12 protein-coding genes and 1 pseudogene are annotated in these 15,356 nt (G+C 54.2%); 9 read left to right on the forward strand and 4 right to left on the reverse strand.

Annotated elements, in window-relative coordinates; genetic code table 11:
- Nucleotides 1–56 precede the first annotated feature (56 nt).
- Complete coding sequence (xylA, locus tag RY075_RS22180) at nt 57–1,379, reverse strand: xylose isomerase (protein ID WP_026080557.1); 1,323 nt, start codon at nt 1,377–1,379, stop codon at nt 57–59.
- A gap of 371 nt (nt 1,380–1,750) precedes the next feature.
- Here xylA and xylF point away from each other — a divergent pair, with 371 nt between their 5' ends.
- The 4 genes and pseudogenes from xylF to xylR all read left to right on the forward strand — a co-directional run bounded on the left by xylF (nt 1,751) and on the right by xylR (nt 6,728).
- Entirely contained in the window at nt 1,751–2,743 is a 993-nt protein-coding gene (xylF, locus tag RY075_RS22185) for a D-xylose ABC transporter substrate-binding protein (RefSeq protein ID WP_006808602.1), read from the forward strand.
- Between the two features lie 72 nt (nt 2,744–2,815).
- Nucleotides 2,816–4,357: pseudogene (locus RY075_RS22190) on the forward strand (xylose ABC transporter ATP-binding protein).
- Complete coding sequence (gene xylH, locus RY075_RS22195; RefSeq protein ID WP_058658521.1) at nt 4,335–5,516, forward strand: xylose ABC transporter permease XylH; 1,182 nt, start codon at nt 4,335–4,337, stop codon at nt 5,514–5,516. Before RY075_RS22190 ends, xylH begins: the two are co-directional and overlap by 23 nt.
- Before the next feature lie 33 nt (nt 5,517–5,549).
- Complete coding sequence (gene xylR / locus RY075_RS22200) at nt 5,550–6,728, forward strand: D-xylose utilization transcriptional activator XylR (protein ID WP_003860152.1); 1,179 nt, start codon at nt 5,550–5,552, stop codon at nt 6,726–6,728.
- 35 nt (nt 6,729–6,763) lie between these two features.
- Here xylR and RY075_RS22205 read toward each other — a convergent pair whose 3' ends face one another.
- Complete coding sequence (locus RY075_RS22205; RefSeq protein WP_022652025.1) at nt 6,764–7,588, reverse strand: protein bax; 825 nt, start codon at nt 7,586–7,588, stop codon at nt 6,764–6,766.
- 314 nt (nt 7,589–7,902) lie between these two features.
- Between RY075_RS22205 and RY075_RS22210 the strand changes: the two genes are divergently transcribed.
- Both RY075_RS22210 and avtA read left to right on the forward strand, forming a co-directional pair.
- The gene (locus RY075_RS22210; RefSeq protein ID WP_232967753.1) at nt 7,903–9,933 is read left to right on the forward strand and encodes an alpha-amylase; all 2,031 of its coding nucleotides are present in this window, start codon (nt 7,903–7,905) and stop codon (nt 9,931–9,933) included.
- A 190-nt stretch (nt 9,934–10,123) separates the two neighbouring features.
- Nucleotides 10,124–11,377, forward strand: a complete 1,254-nt coding sequence (gene avtA / locus RY075_RS22215) for a valine--pyruvate transaminase (RefSeq protein WP_015572749.1) — start codon at nt 10,124–10,126, stop codon at nt 11,375–11,377.
- A gap of 7 nt (nt 11,378–11,384) precedes the next feature.
- Here the strand turns inward: avtA and RY075_RS22220 are convergent, their stop codons facing one another.
- Entirely contained in the window at nt 11,385–11,840 is a 456-nt protein-coding gene (locus RY075_RS22220; RefSeq protein ID WP_063944963.1) for a 4Fe-4S dicluster domain-containing protein, read from the reverse strand.
- Nucleotides 11,841–11,843: 3 nt separating this feature from the next.
- The gene (gene yiaJ, locus RY075_RS22225; RefSeq protein WP_015572751.1) at nt 11,844–12,662 is read right to left on the reverse strand and encodes an IclR family transcriptional regulator YiaJ; all 819 of its coding nucleotides are present in this window, start codon (nt 12,660–12,662) and stop codon (nt 11,844–11,846) included.
- 224 nt (nt 12,663–12,886) lie between these two features.
- Between yiaJ and yiaK the strand changes: the two genes are divergently transcribed.
- The 3 genes from yiaK to RY075_RS22240 are packed head-to-tail and all read left to right on the forward strand — an operon-like array spanning nt 12,887 to nt 15,316.
- Entirely contained in the window at nt 12,887–13,885 is a 999-nt protein-coding gene (yiaK, locus tag RY075_RS22230) for a 3-dehydro-L-gulonate 2-dehydrogenase (protein ID WP_058652511.1), read from the forward strand.
- Between the two features lie 10 nt (nt 13,886–13,895).
- The gene (locus RY075_RS22235; protein ID WP_015572753.1) at nt 13,896–14,363 is read left to right on the forward strand and encodes a YhcH/YjgK/YiaL family protein; all 468 of its coding nucleotides are present in this window, start codon (nt 13,896–13,898) and stop codon (nt 14,361–14,363) included.
- 26 nt (nt 14,364–14,389) lie between these two features.
- Nucleotides 14,390–15,316 carry a DUF4862 family protein gene (locus RY075_RS22240; protein WP_232967752.1) on the forward strand — a complete coding sequence of 309 codons (927 nt, stop codon included), beginning with the start codon at nt 14,390–14,392 and terminating at the stop codon, nt 15,314–15,316.
- The last annotated feature ends 40 nt before the right edge of the window (nt 15,317–15,356 follow it).

Here is a 15,356-nt window from a genome sequence, read left to right on the forward strand (position 1 = left end):
GTGACTCCTTTGACAGAAATGCCCGGTGGCGCAGCGCTTACCGGGCATGAATGCTGTTATTTATCGAACAGGTAGTGATTGACCAGGTTTTCCAGCAGCTCCTGATGGCCGCTCTGATGCTGCGGCGCAAGCTGATGCTGTTCAGCGTACTTCGCGATCTCCGCAAGCGATAACTGACCTTTCAAAATTTGCTGGCCCAGCTCACTGTTCCAGCCGCTGTAGCGCTTCGCCACGCGCTTATCCAGCTCACCGTCTTCAATCATACGGGCTGCCACTTTCAGCGCCAGCGCCATGGTGTCCATCGCGCCAATATGCCCGTAGAACAGATCGTATTTGTCGGTGCTCTGGCGACGCACTTTGGCGTCGAAGTTCAGGCCGCCGGTGGTGAAACCGCCCGCTTTGATGATCTCGTACATCACCAGCGCATTCTCTTCCACGCTGTTCGGGAACTGGTCGGTATCCCAGCCCAGCTGTGGATCGCCACGGTTAGCATCGACAGAGCCGAAGATGCCCAGCGCAATCGCAGAGGCAATTTCGTGATGGAACGAGTGGCCCGCCAGGGTAGCGTGGTTAGCCTCAATATTCACTTTGATCTCTTTTTCCAGACCAAACTGCTTCAGGAAGCCATACACGGTGGCGACATCATAATCATACTGATGCTTGGTTGGCTCCTGTGGTTTTGGCTCAATCAGCAGCGTGCCGCGGAAACCGATTTTGTGTTTGTGGTCCACCACCATCTGCATAAAGCGACCAATCTGCTCACGCTCCTGACGCAGGTCGGTATTCAGCAGCGTTTCATATCCTTCACGACCGCCCCAGAGTACATAGTTCTCACCGCCCAGCTGATGCGTGGCGTTCATCGCAGTCACGACCTGGGTTGCCGCCCAGCTGAAGACTTCCGGATCCGGGTTGGTTGCCGCGCCCGCGCCATAGCGAGGGTTGGTAAAGCAGTTAGCCGTACCCCAGAGCAACTTGACGCCACTTTGCTGCTGTTTTTCAGCCAGTACGTCGACCATCTGCGCGAAGTTGTTCAGATACTCTTTCAGCGATGCCCCTTCCGGCGACACGTCCACATCGTGGAAACAGTAGTACGGCACGTTCAGCTTATGGAAGAACTCGAACGCGACGTCGGCTTTACGCTTCGCCAGCTCAATGGCCTCGCCCGGCTGTTGCCATGGACGGTCAAAAGAGCCCACGCCGAACATATCGGCACCGTTCCAGCAGAAGGTGTGCCAGTAGCAGGCGGCAAAGCGCAAGTGATCTTCCATGCGCTTACCCAGCACCAGCTCATCCGGGTTGTAGTGACGAAATGCTAAAGGATTGGTCGTTTTCGTGCCTTCGAAACGAACGCGATCGAGTTGGTCGAAATAAGCTTGCATATTGAGCTCCATAATCAGGGTATGCGGCGTGGTCTTGCTTCTGGAGTAATAGTGAATAGACATTGGAGGTTGCTCAATTACGTTATTTCACACTGCTATTGAGAGAATGCGCAATTGTGCGCTGGCTCGCAAAATAATGTGCAGACAAACTATTTTTCGGCGCGCATTCCAGAATCAAATGTAATTAATAGGTTACGCTTTTTAAAATCCGATCGCGGTCATAAATTCAGAAATAAACCAAATATCGTAATGAGAAGATAAAAATCTGTAATTGCCAGCAGGCCTTTCCACGTTAAAAATTTGCTGCGTCTCAGCAGTGAATGTTTCTTTTATCTCAGCTACACATACCCCTACAAAAAGGCCTAATAATTATGAAGATAAAGAACCTGACCCTAACGCTCTGCACTACTCTCCTGCTTGCAAGCTTTGCCGGCCACGCCAAAGAGGTCAAAATCGGCATGGCGATTGATGACTTACGCCTGGAGCGCTGGCAAAAAGATCGCGATATCTTTGTTAAAAAAGCGGAATCTCTCGGCGCGGAGGTGTTCGTTCAGTCCGCTAACGGCAACGAAGAGACGCAAATGTCGCAAATCGAGAATATGATCAACCGTGGCGTCGATGTGCTGGTCATTATCCCGTATAACGGCCAGGTATTAAGCAACGTGGTGAAAGAAGCGAAACAGGAAGGCATAAAAGTCCTGGCTTATGACCGCATGATTAATAATGCCGACATTGATTATTATATTTCGTTCGACAATGAAAAGGTGGGCGAATTACAGGCTAAAAGCCTGGTCGCAAAAGTGCCTCAGGGGAATTATTTCCTGATGGGCGGCTCGCCCGTGGATAACAACGCCAAACTGTTCCGCCAGGGACAAATGAAAGTGCTGAAGCCGTATATCGACGAGGGCAAAATTAAAGTCGTCGGCGACCAGTGGGCTGACGGCTGGTTACCGGAAAACGCGCTGAAAATTATGGAAAACGCGTTGACTGCAAATAACAACAAAATCGATGCGGTGGTGGCCTCTAACGATGCCACTGCGGGTGGCGCCATTCAGGCGCTGAGCGCGCAGGGTCTGGCCGGGAAAGTCGCTATTTCCGGACAGGACGCCGACCTTGCGGGTGTAAAACGCATCATCGCGGGTACCCAGACCATGACGGTGTATAAGCCCATTACCGAGCTTGCCAATACGGCCGCCGAAATTGCCGTTGAGCTGGGCAATGGCCAGCAACCTAAAGCAGACGCGACGTTAAATAACGGCCTGAAAGACGTACCTGCTCGCCTGCTTACCCCTATCGAAGTCAACAAAGAGAATATTGACGCCACCGTGGTGAAAGACGGTTTCCATAAGAAGAGTGAACTGTAATCCAGCGCAGCCCCTGCCCGGCAGGGGCGCATCGACCTGCCCTGTACATCTGTCGGGCCATGCGGAGCAGTTATGTCTTATTTACTTGAAATGAAAAGCATCACCAAAGCCTTCGGGGCGGTGAAAGCAGTCGATAACGTAAGCCTGCGGCTGAATCCCGGCGAAGTGATGTCGCTGTGCGGCGAAAATGGCTCGGGAAAATCCACGCTGATGAAAGTGTTGTGCGGGATCTATCCGCACGGCAGCTACGAGGGCGAAATCGTCTTTGCCGGCGAGGTGCTCCAGGCCACGCACATTCGCGATACCGAACGTAAAGGCATCGCTATTATTCACCAGGAGCTGGCGCTGGTGAAGCACCTTACCGTGCTGGAAAATATTTTTCTCGGCGCCGAACTCTCACGCCACGGCGTACTGGATTACGACACCATGACGCTGCGCTGCGAAAAACTGCTGGCCTAGGTGAGCCTGGCTATCTCACCGGATACGCGCGTGGGCGACTTAGGTTTGGGCCAGCAGCAGCTGGTGGAGATCGCCAAGGCGCTGAACAAGCAGGTACGCCTGCTGATCCTCGACGAGCCAACCGCCTCGCTCACCGAACAGGAAACCGCCGTTCTGCTCAATATCATCCGCGACCTGCAAAACCACGGTATCGCCTGCATCTATATTTCGCACAAGCTCAATGAGGTGAAAGCTATTTCCGACACCATCTGCGTCATCCGCGACGGGCAGCACATTGGCACGCGTGAAGCAGAAGGCATGAGCGAAGATGACATCATCACCATGATGGTGGGTCGCGAACTCACCGCACTGTATCCCAACGAACCACACACCATAGGCGAAGAACTCCTGCGCGTGGAAAACCTGACGGCGTGGCATCCCGTTAACCGCCACATCAAGCGCGTGGATAACCTCTCCTTCTCGCTGCACCGCGGCGAAATTCTCGGTATTGCGGGTTTAGTGGGTGCCGGAAGAACCGAGGCCGTGCAGTGTCTGTTTGGCGTCTGGCCGGGGCGCTGGGAAGGCAAAATTTATATCGACGGTCAGCCGGTAAAAATCGACAACTGCCAGCAGGCCATTGCCAAAGGCATTGCTATGGTGCCCGAAGACCGCAAAAAAGACGGCATCGTGCCGGTCATGGCGGTGGGAAAAAATATCACGCTGGCGGCGCTCAGCCAGTTTTCCGGCGCGCTGAGCAGCCTGGATGATGCCGCAGAACAGCAGTGTATTCTTCAGTCACTTGCCAGGCTCAAGGTGAAAACCTCCTCGCCGGAACTGGCGATAGGTCGCCTGAGCGGCGGCAACCAGCAGAAAGCGATTCTGGCGCGCTGCCTGTTGCTTAATCCGCGCATTTTAATTCTGGACGAACCCACGCGCGGGATCGATATCGGCGCGAAGTATGAAATCTACAAGCTGATCAACCAGCTTGTGCAGCAAGGGATTGCCGTCATTGTTATCTCGTCCGAATTGCCTGAAGTGCTGGGGCTGAGCGACCGCGTGCTGGTCATGCATGAAGGGAAACTCAAAGCCAACCTGAACAACCAGAACCTGACGCAAGAGCAGGTGATGGAAGCTGCCTTAAGGAGCGAACGCCATGTCGAAAAGCAACCCGTCTGATATCAAAGTCGCTGTTCCGACGCCCGGTGCGTTCGCAGGACTTAAATCGCTGAATCTGCAAGTTTTTGTAATGATTGCCGCCATTATCGTGATCATGTTGTTCTTTACCTTGATGACCGATGGCTCCTATTTGAGCGCACGTAACGTTTCTAACCTGCTGCGTCAGACCGCCATCACCGGGATCCTGGCGGTGGGGATGGTCTTTGTGATTATCTCAGCGGAAATTGACCTGTCAGTAGGGTCGATGATGGGTCTGCTCGGCGGCGTGGCGGCAATTTTTGACGTCTGGCTCGGCTGGCCGCTGCCGCTGACGATTGCGGTCACGCTGGTACTGGGTCTGCTGCTCGGGGCGTGGAATGGCTGGTGGGTGGCCTACCGTAAGGTCCCGTCGTTTATCGTCACCTTAGCGGGGATGCTGGCCTTCCGCGGCATTCTGATTGGGATCACCAACGGCACTACCGTCTCCCCGACCAGCGCCTCGATGTCCCAGATTGGCCAAAGCTACCTCTCTGATGGCGTCGGTTTTACGATCGGCGTGGTTGGGCTGATGGCGTTTGTCGCGTGGCAATGGCGAGGACGCATGCGTCGCCAGGCGCTGGGGCTGGCCTCGCCTGCTTCAACCTCGGTTGTCGGCCGTCAGGCGCTTACTGCGGTGATTGTACTGGGCGCCATCTGGCTGTTAAACGATTATCGCGGCGTCCCAACGCCCGTTTTGCTGCTGGCGCTGTTGCTGTTAGGTGGGATGTTTATGGCCACGCGTACCGCATTCGGTCGCCGTATTTATGCCATCGGTGGCAATCTCGAAGCCGCGCGTTTGTCCGGCATTAACGTAGAACGCACCAAACTCGCCGTCTTTGCCATCAACGGCCTGATGGTGGCCATAGCGGGGCTGATCCTCAGCTCACGTTTGGGGGCGGGCTCCCCCTCTGCCGGTAATATTGCCGAGCTGGACGCCATCGCCGCCTGCGTGATTGGCGGGACCAGCCTCGCCGGGGGCATTGGCAGCGTGGCGGGGGCGGTGATGGGCGCATTTATTATGGCTTCGCTGGATAACGGGATGAGTATGATGGACGTGCCGACGTTTTGGCAGTATATCGTCAAGGGTGCCATTCTTTTGCTGGCAGTCTGGATGGACTCTGCCACCAAGCGGCGCGCCTGATAACAGTATCGTGACTAATTTGGGAAATAAGCCATGTTTGAAAAGCGTCACCGCATTACGTTGTTATTCAATGCCAACAAAGCCTATGACCGGCAGGTGGTTGAAGGGGTTGGCGAATATTTGCAGGCGTCGCAATCCGAATGGGATATTTTCATCGAAGAAGATTTTCGTACCCGTCTGGAGAACATCAAAGACTGGCTGGGCGACGGGGTCATCGCTGACTTTGACGACCCCGTGATTGAACAGTTGCTGAGTGGCGTTGACGTGCCTATCGTGGGCGTTGGCGGCTCTTATCATACACCGGAACATTATCCTCCCGTTCACTACATCGCCACGGATAACCATGCTCTGGTCGAGACCGCCTTCCTCCATTTAAAGGAGAAAGGCGTCCATCGTTTTGCGTTTTACGGATTGCCCGCCACGAGCGGAAAGCGCTGGGCGATGGAGCGTGAGTATGCCTTCTGCCAGCTGGTTGCCCAGGAGAAGTATCGCGGCGTCGTTTATCAGGGGCTGGAAACCGCGCCAGAAAACTGGCAGCACGCACAAAATCGTCTGGCTGACTGGCTGCAAACGCTGCCGCCCCAGACAGGGATTATCGCCGTGACGGACGCACGCGCCCGCCACGTATTACAGGTGTGCGAACATTTGCATATTCCGGTGCCTGAAAAGCTGTGCGTGATTGGTATTGATAACGAAGAGCTTACGCGCTATCTGTCGCGCGTGGCGCTCTCATCCGTGGCTCAGGGTACCCGTCAGATGGGCTATCAGGCCGCAAAGCTGCTGCACAGACTGTTAGACAACGAATCCCTGCCGCTCCAGCGTCTGCTGGTTCCTCCCGTTCGCGTGGTCGAACGTCGCTCAACTGACTACCGCTCATTAAACGATCCGGCCGTGATTCAGGCGATGCACTACATTCGCAATCATGCCTGCAAAGGGATTAAGGTCGATCAGGTGCTCGATTCGGTCGGCATATCACGTTCGAATCTGGAGAAGCGGTTTAAAGAGGAAGTGGGTGAGACGATCCACGCCGTGATCCATGCGGAAAAGCTGGAGAAAGCGCGCAGTCTGCTGATCTCCACCTCGCTGTCGATCAACGAGATTTCACAGATGTGTGGCTATCCGTCGCTTCAGTATTTCTATTCGGTGTTCAGGAAAGAGTATGACACCACGCCGAAGGAGTACCGGGAACGGTACAGTGAAGTCCTGCTCTAGAAAAAAGAACGCCTTCCAGTGGAAGGCGTTTTTCATTACATATGTGCGGCAATCAGACGCTGGTTATCCTGGTACATGGAGAACAGGTAATTGTTATAACGCTGTCCCTGAGTGGAATAACCTTTCAGCTTATGGATCATCGCCGTGGCCGTCACTTCCTGATCCGCCTTACGCAGCTGAGCGCGTGACTTACGGAACGAGGAATAGGCCGGGTGGGTGTTCAGGTTCACCACGTAGGCATTCACGGAATCTTTCACCGATTCAAACTGTGAATAGCCCTTCACCTTGCCGGGCGCGTTAGTACAACGACCTTTTACGCATTTCATGCCAAACAGATTGTTGTTGTTGCGCGCCAGCTTCGAGGTGCCCCAACCGCTTTCGGCGGCGGCCATTGTCGCGACCATACTGCCTGGAATGATGTCCACACGTTCTAACAGTGAGTTCCAAGGCACGCGACGCGTGTTCCCGCTCCACTTCACTTTATAGCGTTTGGCGATATCTTTCAGGCGAGTGCGCTCAGACGGCGACCAGCGGCTGTCGTACTGTTTGGAGATCAGCCAGTTACGATCCGCAGTAATCGCGGCATTTTGGCTTTTAATGTAAGGCATTACCGTCCGGAGAAACGCTTTTTTCCTTGGTGTCCCGGAAGGGTATTTTCGCAAATCAGGAAGTGAACTACTCTTTGCACTATTGCGAGAATACTCTTGTTTACTGCTAACCTTACTGCTTGTCGTCTTTATTACGTGGGCTTTCTTACTCGTTGTATCCGTGTGCGTCTTTGCAAGCACCTCACCTGAAAATGCCATGGTGAGTAACATGAGTATCGCGGCCCCATATCGTCGAATGGGAGTCGATATCATTAGGTCTCCTGGTCGGATATAAACATTCCAACACCTTATTTTCTTCAAAAATTTGAGAGCGGAATCTCAAATCGTACCAAAAATAGTCTTCAAGAGCACGTCTATAAATAGTCCAATTCCGAAACTATGTCATCCGGAACATGCTCATTAAAGCATCAACGCTGGAAAAATGTGCGCGATATCGCAGATAACTGCCTAATTTTGCGCGGGATCACTCATCCCTTCGCGTCCTCCTGGCAGAAAGCCGTAGAGGAGGAGTTTTTCCCCTGAGCCGAATGGCACACTGGTCAAAAATGCCGCGACAGGAAAATGGAATGAAACGCACTGCATTAGCTGTTCTGATGTTACCCGCATTCGCGCATGCCGACTGGTCATCGCCGGGATTTAACGCGTTTAGCGCTGAAGGTACCGGCGTCTTTACCAGCCAGGCAACGCTTGCGAAGGGTACCCGCCCGCTGACGGTGAGTCTTGATAACGCGTGCTGGCAGCCGACAGGTGCCATTAAACTCAACGAGATGCTGTCACTCAAACCCTGCGAAGGCGCCCCACCGCAGTGGCGGTTATTCCGTGACGGCGTTTATCAAATGCGTATTGATACGCGCTCGGGAACGCCGACGCTGATGTTGACAGTACAAAGTGCGGCGCCACAGCCTGTCGCAAACGTTACCCGCCAGTGCCCGAAGTGGGACGGCAAACCGCTCACGATCGATGTCGTTAACACCTTTCCGGAAGGCACGGTGGTGCGTGATTTTTACAGCAAACAGACCGCGACCGTTCAAAACGGCAAAGTAACTCTTCAGCCAGCCGCCAACAGCAATGGCCTGCTGCTGCTTGAACGCGCCGAGACGGACAAACCCGCGCCGTTCAGCTGGCAAAACGCCACCGTCTATTTCGTGCTGACCGATCGCTTCGTAAATGGCGACCCCACCAACGACAACAGCTATGGCCGCCATAAAGATGGTATGCAGGAGATAGGTACTTTCCACGGCGGCGATCTGAAAGGGCTTACCAGCAAACTGGATTACCTTCAGCAACTGGGCGTGAATGCGCTCTGGATAAGCTCGCCGCTGGAACAGATCCACGGCTGGGTGGGCGGCGGCACCAAGGGGGATTTCCCTCACTACGCGTATCACGGCTATTACACTCAGGACTGGACGAAGCTCGACGCCAACATGGGCAGCGAAGATGATTTACGCCAGCTTGTCGACAACGCGCACCGGCGCGGTATACGCGTCCTGTTTGACATTGTCATGAACCACGCGGGTTATGCGACGCTTGCAGATATGCAGGAATATCAGTTTGGCGCGCTCTATTTACAGGGCGATGAGCTGAAAAAAACCCTCGGCGAGCGCTGGACTGACTGGAAGCCAGGCGCGGGTCAAAGCTGGCACAGCTTCAACGATTACATCAACTTCAGTGACAAAGCCGCATGGGAAAAATGGTGGGGTAAAAAATGGATCCGTACCGATATCGGTGATTATGACAACCCGGGCTTTGACGATCTGACCATGTCGCTGGCCTTCCTGCCGGATCTGAAAACGGAATCTAAGATCCCGTCAGGTTTGCCGAACTTTTATCAACACAAGCCCGACACCAACGCGAAAGTGATGACGAATTTCACGCCGCGAGATTACCTGACCCACTGGCTTAGCCAGTGGGTACGTGACTACGGCATCGACGGTTTCCGGGTCGATACCGCTAAGCACGTTGAGCCTGAAGCCTGGCTGCAACTGAAAAACCAGGCCAGCCAGGCGCTGGCCGCGTGGAAAGCCGCCAACCCGGACAAAAAACTCGACGATGCGCCATTCTGGATGACCGGTGAATCCTGGGGCCACGGCGTGATGCAGAGCGATTATTACCGCCACGGCTTCGATGCGATGATCAATTTTGACTATCAGGAGCAGGCGGCAAAAGCGGCGGACTGCCTGGCCGATATGGATTTGACCTGGCAGCAAATGGCAGAAAAGCTGCAAAGTTTTAATGTGCTGAGCTATCTCTCCTCCCATGATACGCGTCTGTTCCGTGAAGGGGGCCAGCGCGCCGCTGAGTTACTGTTGCTGGCGCCGGGAAGCGTACAGATCTATTACGGCGATGAATCAGAGCGTCCATTCGGCCCTACGGGCTCCGATCCGCTACAGGGGACCCGTTCGGATATGAACTGGCAGGACGTCACGGATAAACAGGCGTTAACTGTCGCCCACTGGCAGCTTCTGGGGCAGTTCCGCGCCCGTCATCCGGCGGTGGGTGAAGGCAAGCAAACAACGCTGTCGATGAAAGAAGGCTACGGCTTTGTGCGCGAGCACAAGGGCGATAAGGTGATGGTGGTTTGGGCGGGTAATCAATAGACCCCTCACCCTAACCCTCTCCCCAAAGGGGAGAGGGCCGAGGTGAGGGGCATTCACCAGAACAATTAACCACACAAATACAAATCTACCACATAAAACAACAAATCCGACCACATTCGCCGATTTGCACCAACACGGTGCTGGCGTTATGGTTACTGCCTTTCATATTAAGCCCGACAGATCACCTGCTATGACGTTTTCACTTTTCGGCGACAAATTTACCCGCCATTCAGGCATTACCCGCCTGATGGAGGACCTCAACGACGGGCTGCGCACCCCAGGCGCTATCATGCTTGGCGGCGGAAACCCGGCTCAAATTCCGGAGATGAACACCTACTTCCAGACGCTGCTGGCAGAGATGCTGGAAAACGGTAAAGCAACCGATGCGCTATGTAATTACGACGGCCCTCAGGGTAAAACAGAACTACTGACGCTTCTGGCGGCAATGCTGCGGGAAGCGCTGGGTTGGGATATCGAACCACAGAATATTGCACTGACAAACGGCAGTCAGAGCGCGTTTTTCTACTTATTCAATCTGTTCGCCGGACGCCGCGCCGACGGCACCACGAAAAAAGTGCTGTTCCCGCTGGCACCGGAGTATATTGGCTATGCCGATGCCGGCCTCGAAGAAGACCTGTTTGTTTCCGCACGTCCGAATATCGAGTTGCTGCCAGAGGGCCAGTTCAAATATCACGTCGATTTTGAACATCTGCATATCGGTGAAGAGACGGGCATGATCTGCGTATCACGTCCCACCAACCCGACGGGCAACGTGATCACCGACGACGAGCTGATGAAGCTGGATGCGCTGGCGAATCAGCACGGCATCCCGCTGGTGATCGATAACGCCTATGGCGTACCGTTCCCGGGGATCATCTTCAGCGAAGCGCGTCCGCTATGGAACCCGAATATCATCCTCTGCATGAGCCTCTCCAAGCTGGGCCTGCCGGGCAGCCGTTGCGGCATTATCATTGCTAACGAGAAAATCATCACCGCCATTACCAACATGAACGGCATTATCAGCCTTTCGCCTGGCGGCATCGGCCCGGCGATGATGTGTGAGATGATCAGGCGTAACGACCTGCTGCGCCTGTCGAATGAGGTGATTAAGCCGTTTTACTCTCAGCGCGTTCAGGAAACTATAGCCATCCTTCGCCGCTACTTACCGGAAGAACGCTGCCTGATCCATAAACCGGAAGGGGCAATTTTCCTGTGGCTGTGGTTTAAGGATCTGCCCATTACGACAGAGCTGCTTTATCAGCGTCTGAAAAAACGTGGCGTACTGATGGTGCCAGGGGATTACTTCTTCCCGGGGCTGGATAAGCCGTGGCCGCACACGCACCAGTGCATGCGCATGAACTACGTCCCGGACCCGGAAAAAATCGAAGCGGGTGTGAAAATTCTCGCCGAAGAGATTGAGAACGCCTGGCGCGAGGCCGGTTAATAAAACCTCAGGCCAGATTACGCAGCCGTTCCGCGCGTAAGCTGGCGGGGTCTATGCAGCGCAGCGCGTGGGTGGGACAGGCTTCGACGCAGGCGGGACCGCCCTCGCGATGCGCGCACAAATCACATTTCAGCGCCTGAACGCGATCTTCCACGACCCGAACCTGCATTGCCCCGAACGGGCACGCCACCATACAGCTTTTGCAGCCGATACAGCGCGATTGCTTAACGAGCCAGGCTCCCGCAGCGCGGTGAATGGCCCCCGTCGGGCAGACATTCGCGCAGGGCGCATCTTCACACTGGTGGCAGCCCACTGCCGTGGTGAAGGTTTCCCCCTTAACCACGCGGATCCGTGACGTAAGCGCTTCTGGCGTGGCGCTGCTTTGATGCGACATCATGCACGCTACCTCACAGGTACGGCACCCGATACATTTTTCAGGATCCGCCAGGATAAATCGGTTCATCAGTTACGCCTCGCGCACGTTAAAACCCAGTTCTTTCGAGATAGCTTCCGCCGTGTCACGCAGCGGTTTTAGCAAGTTTTTCTCACCCACCTGCTTCATGCGCGACGTCGACAGCGAAATGGAGATGGCATAGGGTACGCGCCCGTGAATATCAAAGACCGGCACGGCGATACATGACACACCCAGCTCGTTCTCTTCTTTATCCATCGCCATACTGTGATCGCGAATTTCCGCCAGCTCATCATACATCGCGCTCAGTTCGGTGATGGTGTTGCGGGTCAAAGGTTGGATCTGTTCCTGGTGGCTTTCCCAGTAGCTCGCCACGTAATCCTGATGACCAAACGCCATATAGATTTTGCCCATTGCAGAACAATAGAGCGGCATATGCTGGCCGATATATGCGCGCGTGCGCAGCATACCGGTTGTCGGCTCAAGCTTATAAATCAGGATCGCGTGATCATCTTCACGGCTGGAGAAGTTGACCGTTTCGCCGGTGGCAATGTTCAGCGCCTCGAGGTGCGGCGCCGCCACGTGAATAATATTGAGAGATGAAAGCGCCTTTTGCCCGACGGCGATAAATTTGGTGGTCAAACGATAGCTCCCTGCCGCCGGCGCTGGCGTCACGTACCCGCACGACTGCAACCCCTGCAATAACCGGTGCACGGTACTTTTATTCAGCCCCGCCAGTTCTGATAAATGCGCAAGCGGACACCCGTTCGGATAGTTACTGAGGATTTCAATCAGCATCAGGCCGCGAAACAAGCTCTGGCTACCTGCTGGCCTCTCTTTTTCTTGCGTCATTTCGCTCTCTTTTATGCTCATCAAATAGCTCCTGTTTATTGCGCCCTGATGGTAGCGCAAAGTGTGGTTTAGTTCACGATCTCAACACAAAAAACACAACCATTTGATTTTAATCGATTTTGAAAAACGTGAATGTCGTTGATCTGACAAAATTTGATCGTTATATTTGAAATCAGATTTCGCATAGTGAAATTTAGTGATAAAAAAGCACTCGCACTTGCCCCTAAAAAAACAGGAGAACAGGGATGAAAGTGACCTTCGAAGAGTTGAAAGCGGCGTTCAATCGGGTTCTGCTCGATCGCGGTGTAAAAGCGGATACCGCTGACGCCTGCGCCGAGATGTTCGCCCGCACCACGGAGTCCGGCGTTTATTCACACGGCGTCAACCGCTTCCCGCGATTTATTCAGCAGCTTGACGCAGGCGACATCATCCCTGACGCCCAGCCGAAACGCGTAACGACATTAGGCGCCATCGAACAGTGGGATGCGCAGCGTTCCATCGGCAACCTGACGGCGAAGAAGATGATGGACCGTGCTACTGAGCTGGCGTCCGATCACGGGATCGGCCTGGTGGCGCTGCGTAACGCGAACCACTGGATGCGCGGCGGCAGCTACGGCTGGCAGGCGGCGGAGAAAGGCTATATCGGCATCTGCTGGACCAACTCTATTGCCGTGATGCCCGCGTGGGGATCAAAAGAATGCTGCATCGGCACAAACCCGCTGATCGTCGCTATCCCGTCGAATCCAATCACCATGGTCGATATGTCGATGTCGATGTTCTCCTACGGCATGCTGGAGGTGAATCGCCTGGCCGGACGCGAATTACCGGTCGACGGCGGCTTTGACGATGAAGGCAATCTGACCAGAGAGCCGGGCGTGATTGAGAAAAACCGTCGCATTCTGCCCATGGGCTACTGGAAAGGTTCTGGCTTATCGATTGTGCTCGACATGATCGCCACCCTGCTCTCTGACGGCGCGTCCGTTGCGGAAGTGACCCAGGACAACAGCGACGAATACGGCGTATCGCAGATCTTTATCGCCATCGAAGTGGATCGCCTGATCGACGGTCCAACCCGCGATGCCAAACTACAGCGCATCATGGACTTCATCACCACCGCAGAACGCGCTGATGAAAATGTCGCCGTCCGTCTGCCTGGACATGAATTTACTCGCCTGCTGGAAGAAAACCGCCGGGACGGCATCACCATCGACGACAGCGTGTGGGCGAAAATCCAGTCTCTGTAAGGAGTGGGTCATGATATTCGGACATATTGCACAGCCAAATCCATGTCGCCTGCCACTGGCGATAGAAAAGGCGCTTAATTTTCTGCGTACCACGGATTTCACCACCCTGGCACCGGGCGTGATCGAAATTGAAGGCCGCAACATTTTTGCCCAGGTTCTCGACCTCACCACAAAGGAGCAGCACGAGAACCGCCCTGAAGTCCATCGCCGCTATCTGGATATCCAGTTTCTGGCCTGGGGTGAAGAAAAAATCGGTATTGCTATTGATACCGGGAATAACAAAATCAGCGAATCATTGCTGGAGCAACGGGATATTATTTTTTATCACGACAGTGAACACGAGTCGTTTATCGAAATGATACCTGGCAGCTACGCCATATTTTTCCCGCAGGATGTTCACCGTCCTGCCTGTATTAAAAACAAGGGATCCGCAATTCGTAAAATTGTGGTGAAAGTGGCCATCAGCGAATTAGATTAATTTTCTGATAAATACAGGAATGCGAAATGACCAACACCGGTTTTATTATTGGTGCGTACCCCTGCGCACCCTCGTTTCACCAGAAAGGGGAGCAGGAAGAATACACCTTCTGGCGGGAACTTTCCGACACGCCAAATATTCGCGGGCTGGAACAACCTTGCCTTGAAAATCTCCATCCGTTTGGTGATGAATGGCTGTTTCGTCATACGCCGGGCAACTGGCAGATCGTTGTCACAGCCGTTATGGAAACCATGCGCCGCCGCGGCAGCAACGGCGCGTTTGGCCTGGCGTCCGCGGACGAAGAACAGCGTAAAGCGTGCACTGAATATTACCGCCATCTGCATCAAAAGATTGATGCCGTTCACACCCGCTTTCCCGGGAAAGTGGTCGCTCTGGAAATGCAGGCCGCACCGCAGGCGGGTAATGAATCTGTCGAGCAAGCGACAGAAGCATTTTCCCGCTCGGTACGGGAAATCGCGAGCTGGGACTGGGGCTGCGATCTGGTGCTGGAACACTGTGATGCGATGAATGGCCCGGCGCCGCGTAAAGGGTTCTTGCCCTTAGAGCAGGTGCTGGAGGTAGTGAAAGAGACCGATATCAGCGTCTGTATCAACTGGGCACGTTCGGCTATTGAAGGTCGCAACACCGCCCTTCCGCTGGAACATGTTCAGGCGGCACTCGCTGCCGGGAAACTGGGGGCGCTGATGTTTTCGGGCACGACCCCTCACGGTGAGTATGGAGAATGGCAGGATCTGCACGCGCCGTTTTCTTCGTTCTGCGCCGACAGTCTCATGTCCACTGAACATGTAAAAACGCTGTTTACTGCGGCGAGCGCCGCAACATTGAAATTCTCCGGTATTAAATTACTGGAAATAAATGCTAATGCTGACGTCAGCCATCGCATCGCTATTTTGCGCGATGGCATTAGCGCTATGAATAAAGCATCACAATAAAAATAAAGAATACATTTTCCGGTTACCTTCACTGAGATAT

This window comes from Enterobacter sp. JJBC (assembly GCF_036936505.1).
Lineage (GTDB): Bacteria > Pseudomonadota > Gammaproteobacteria > Enterobacterales > Enterobacteriaceae > Enterobacter > Enterobacter hormaechei_C.

Excerpts from the sequence above, each read along its gene's own strand:
- xylA (WP_026080557.1), bottom strand. The coding sequence starts at position 1,379 with ATGCAAGCTTATTTCGACCAACTCGATCGCGTTCGTTTCGAAGGCACG.
- xylF (WP_006808602.1), top strand. The coding sequence starts at position 1,751 with ATGAAGATAAAGAACCTGACCCTAACGCTCTGCACTACTCTCCTGCTT.
- xylH (WP_058658521.1), top strand. The coding sequence starts at position 4,335 with ATGTCGAAAAGCAACCCGTCTGATATCAAAGTCGCTGTTCCGACGCCC.
- xylR (WP_003860152.1), top strand. The coding sequence starts at position 5,550 with ATGTTTGAAAAGCGTCACCGCATTACGTTGTTATTCAATGCCAACAAA.
- RY075_RS22205 (WP_022652025.1), bottom strand. The coding sequence starts at position 7,588 with ATGATATCGACTCCCATTCGACGATATGGGGCCGCGATACTCATGTTA.
- RY075_RS22210 (WP_232967753.1), top strand. The coding sequence starts at position 7,903 with ATGAAACGCACTGCATTAGCTGTTCTGATGTTACCCGCATTCGCGCAT.
- avtA (WP_015572749.1), top strand. The coding sequence starts at position 10,124 with ATGACGTTTTCACTTTTCGGCGACAAATTTACCCGCCATTCAGGCATT.
- RY075_RS22220 (WP_063944963.1), bottom strand. The coding sequence starts at position 11,840 with ATGAACCGATTTATCCTGGCGGATCCTGAAAAATGTATCGGGTGCCGT.
- yiaJ (WP_015572751.1), bottom strand. The coding sequence starts at position 12,662 with ATGAGCATAAAAGAGAGCGAAATGACGCAAGAAAAAGAGAGGCCAGCA.
- yiaK (WP_058652511.1), top strand. The coding sequence starts at position 12,887 with ATGAAAGTGACCTTCGAAGAGTTGAAAGCGGCGTTCAATCGGGTTCTG.
- RY075_RS22235 (WP_015572753.1), top strand. The coding sequence starts at position 13,896 with ATGATATTCGGACATATTGCACAGCCAAATCCATGTCGCCTGCCACTG.
- RY075_RS22240 (WP_232967752.1), top strand. The coding sequence starts at position 14,390 with ATGACCAACACCGGTTTTATTATTGGTGCGTACCCCTGCGCACCCTCG.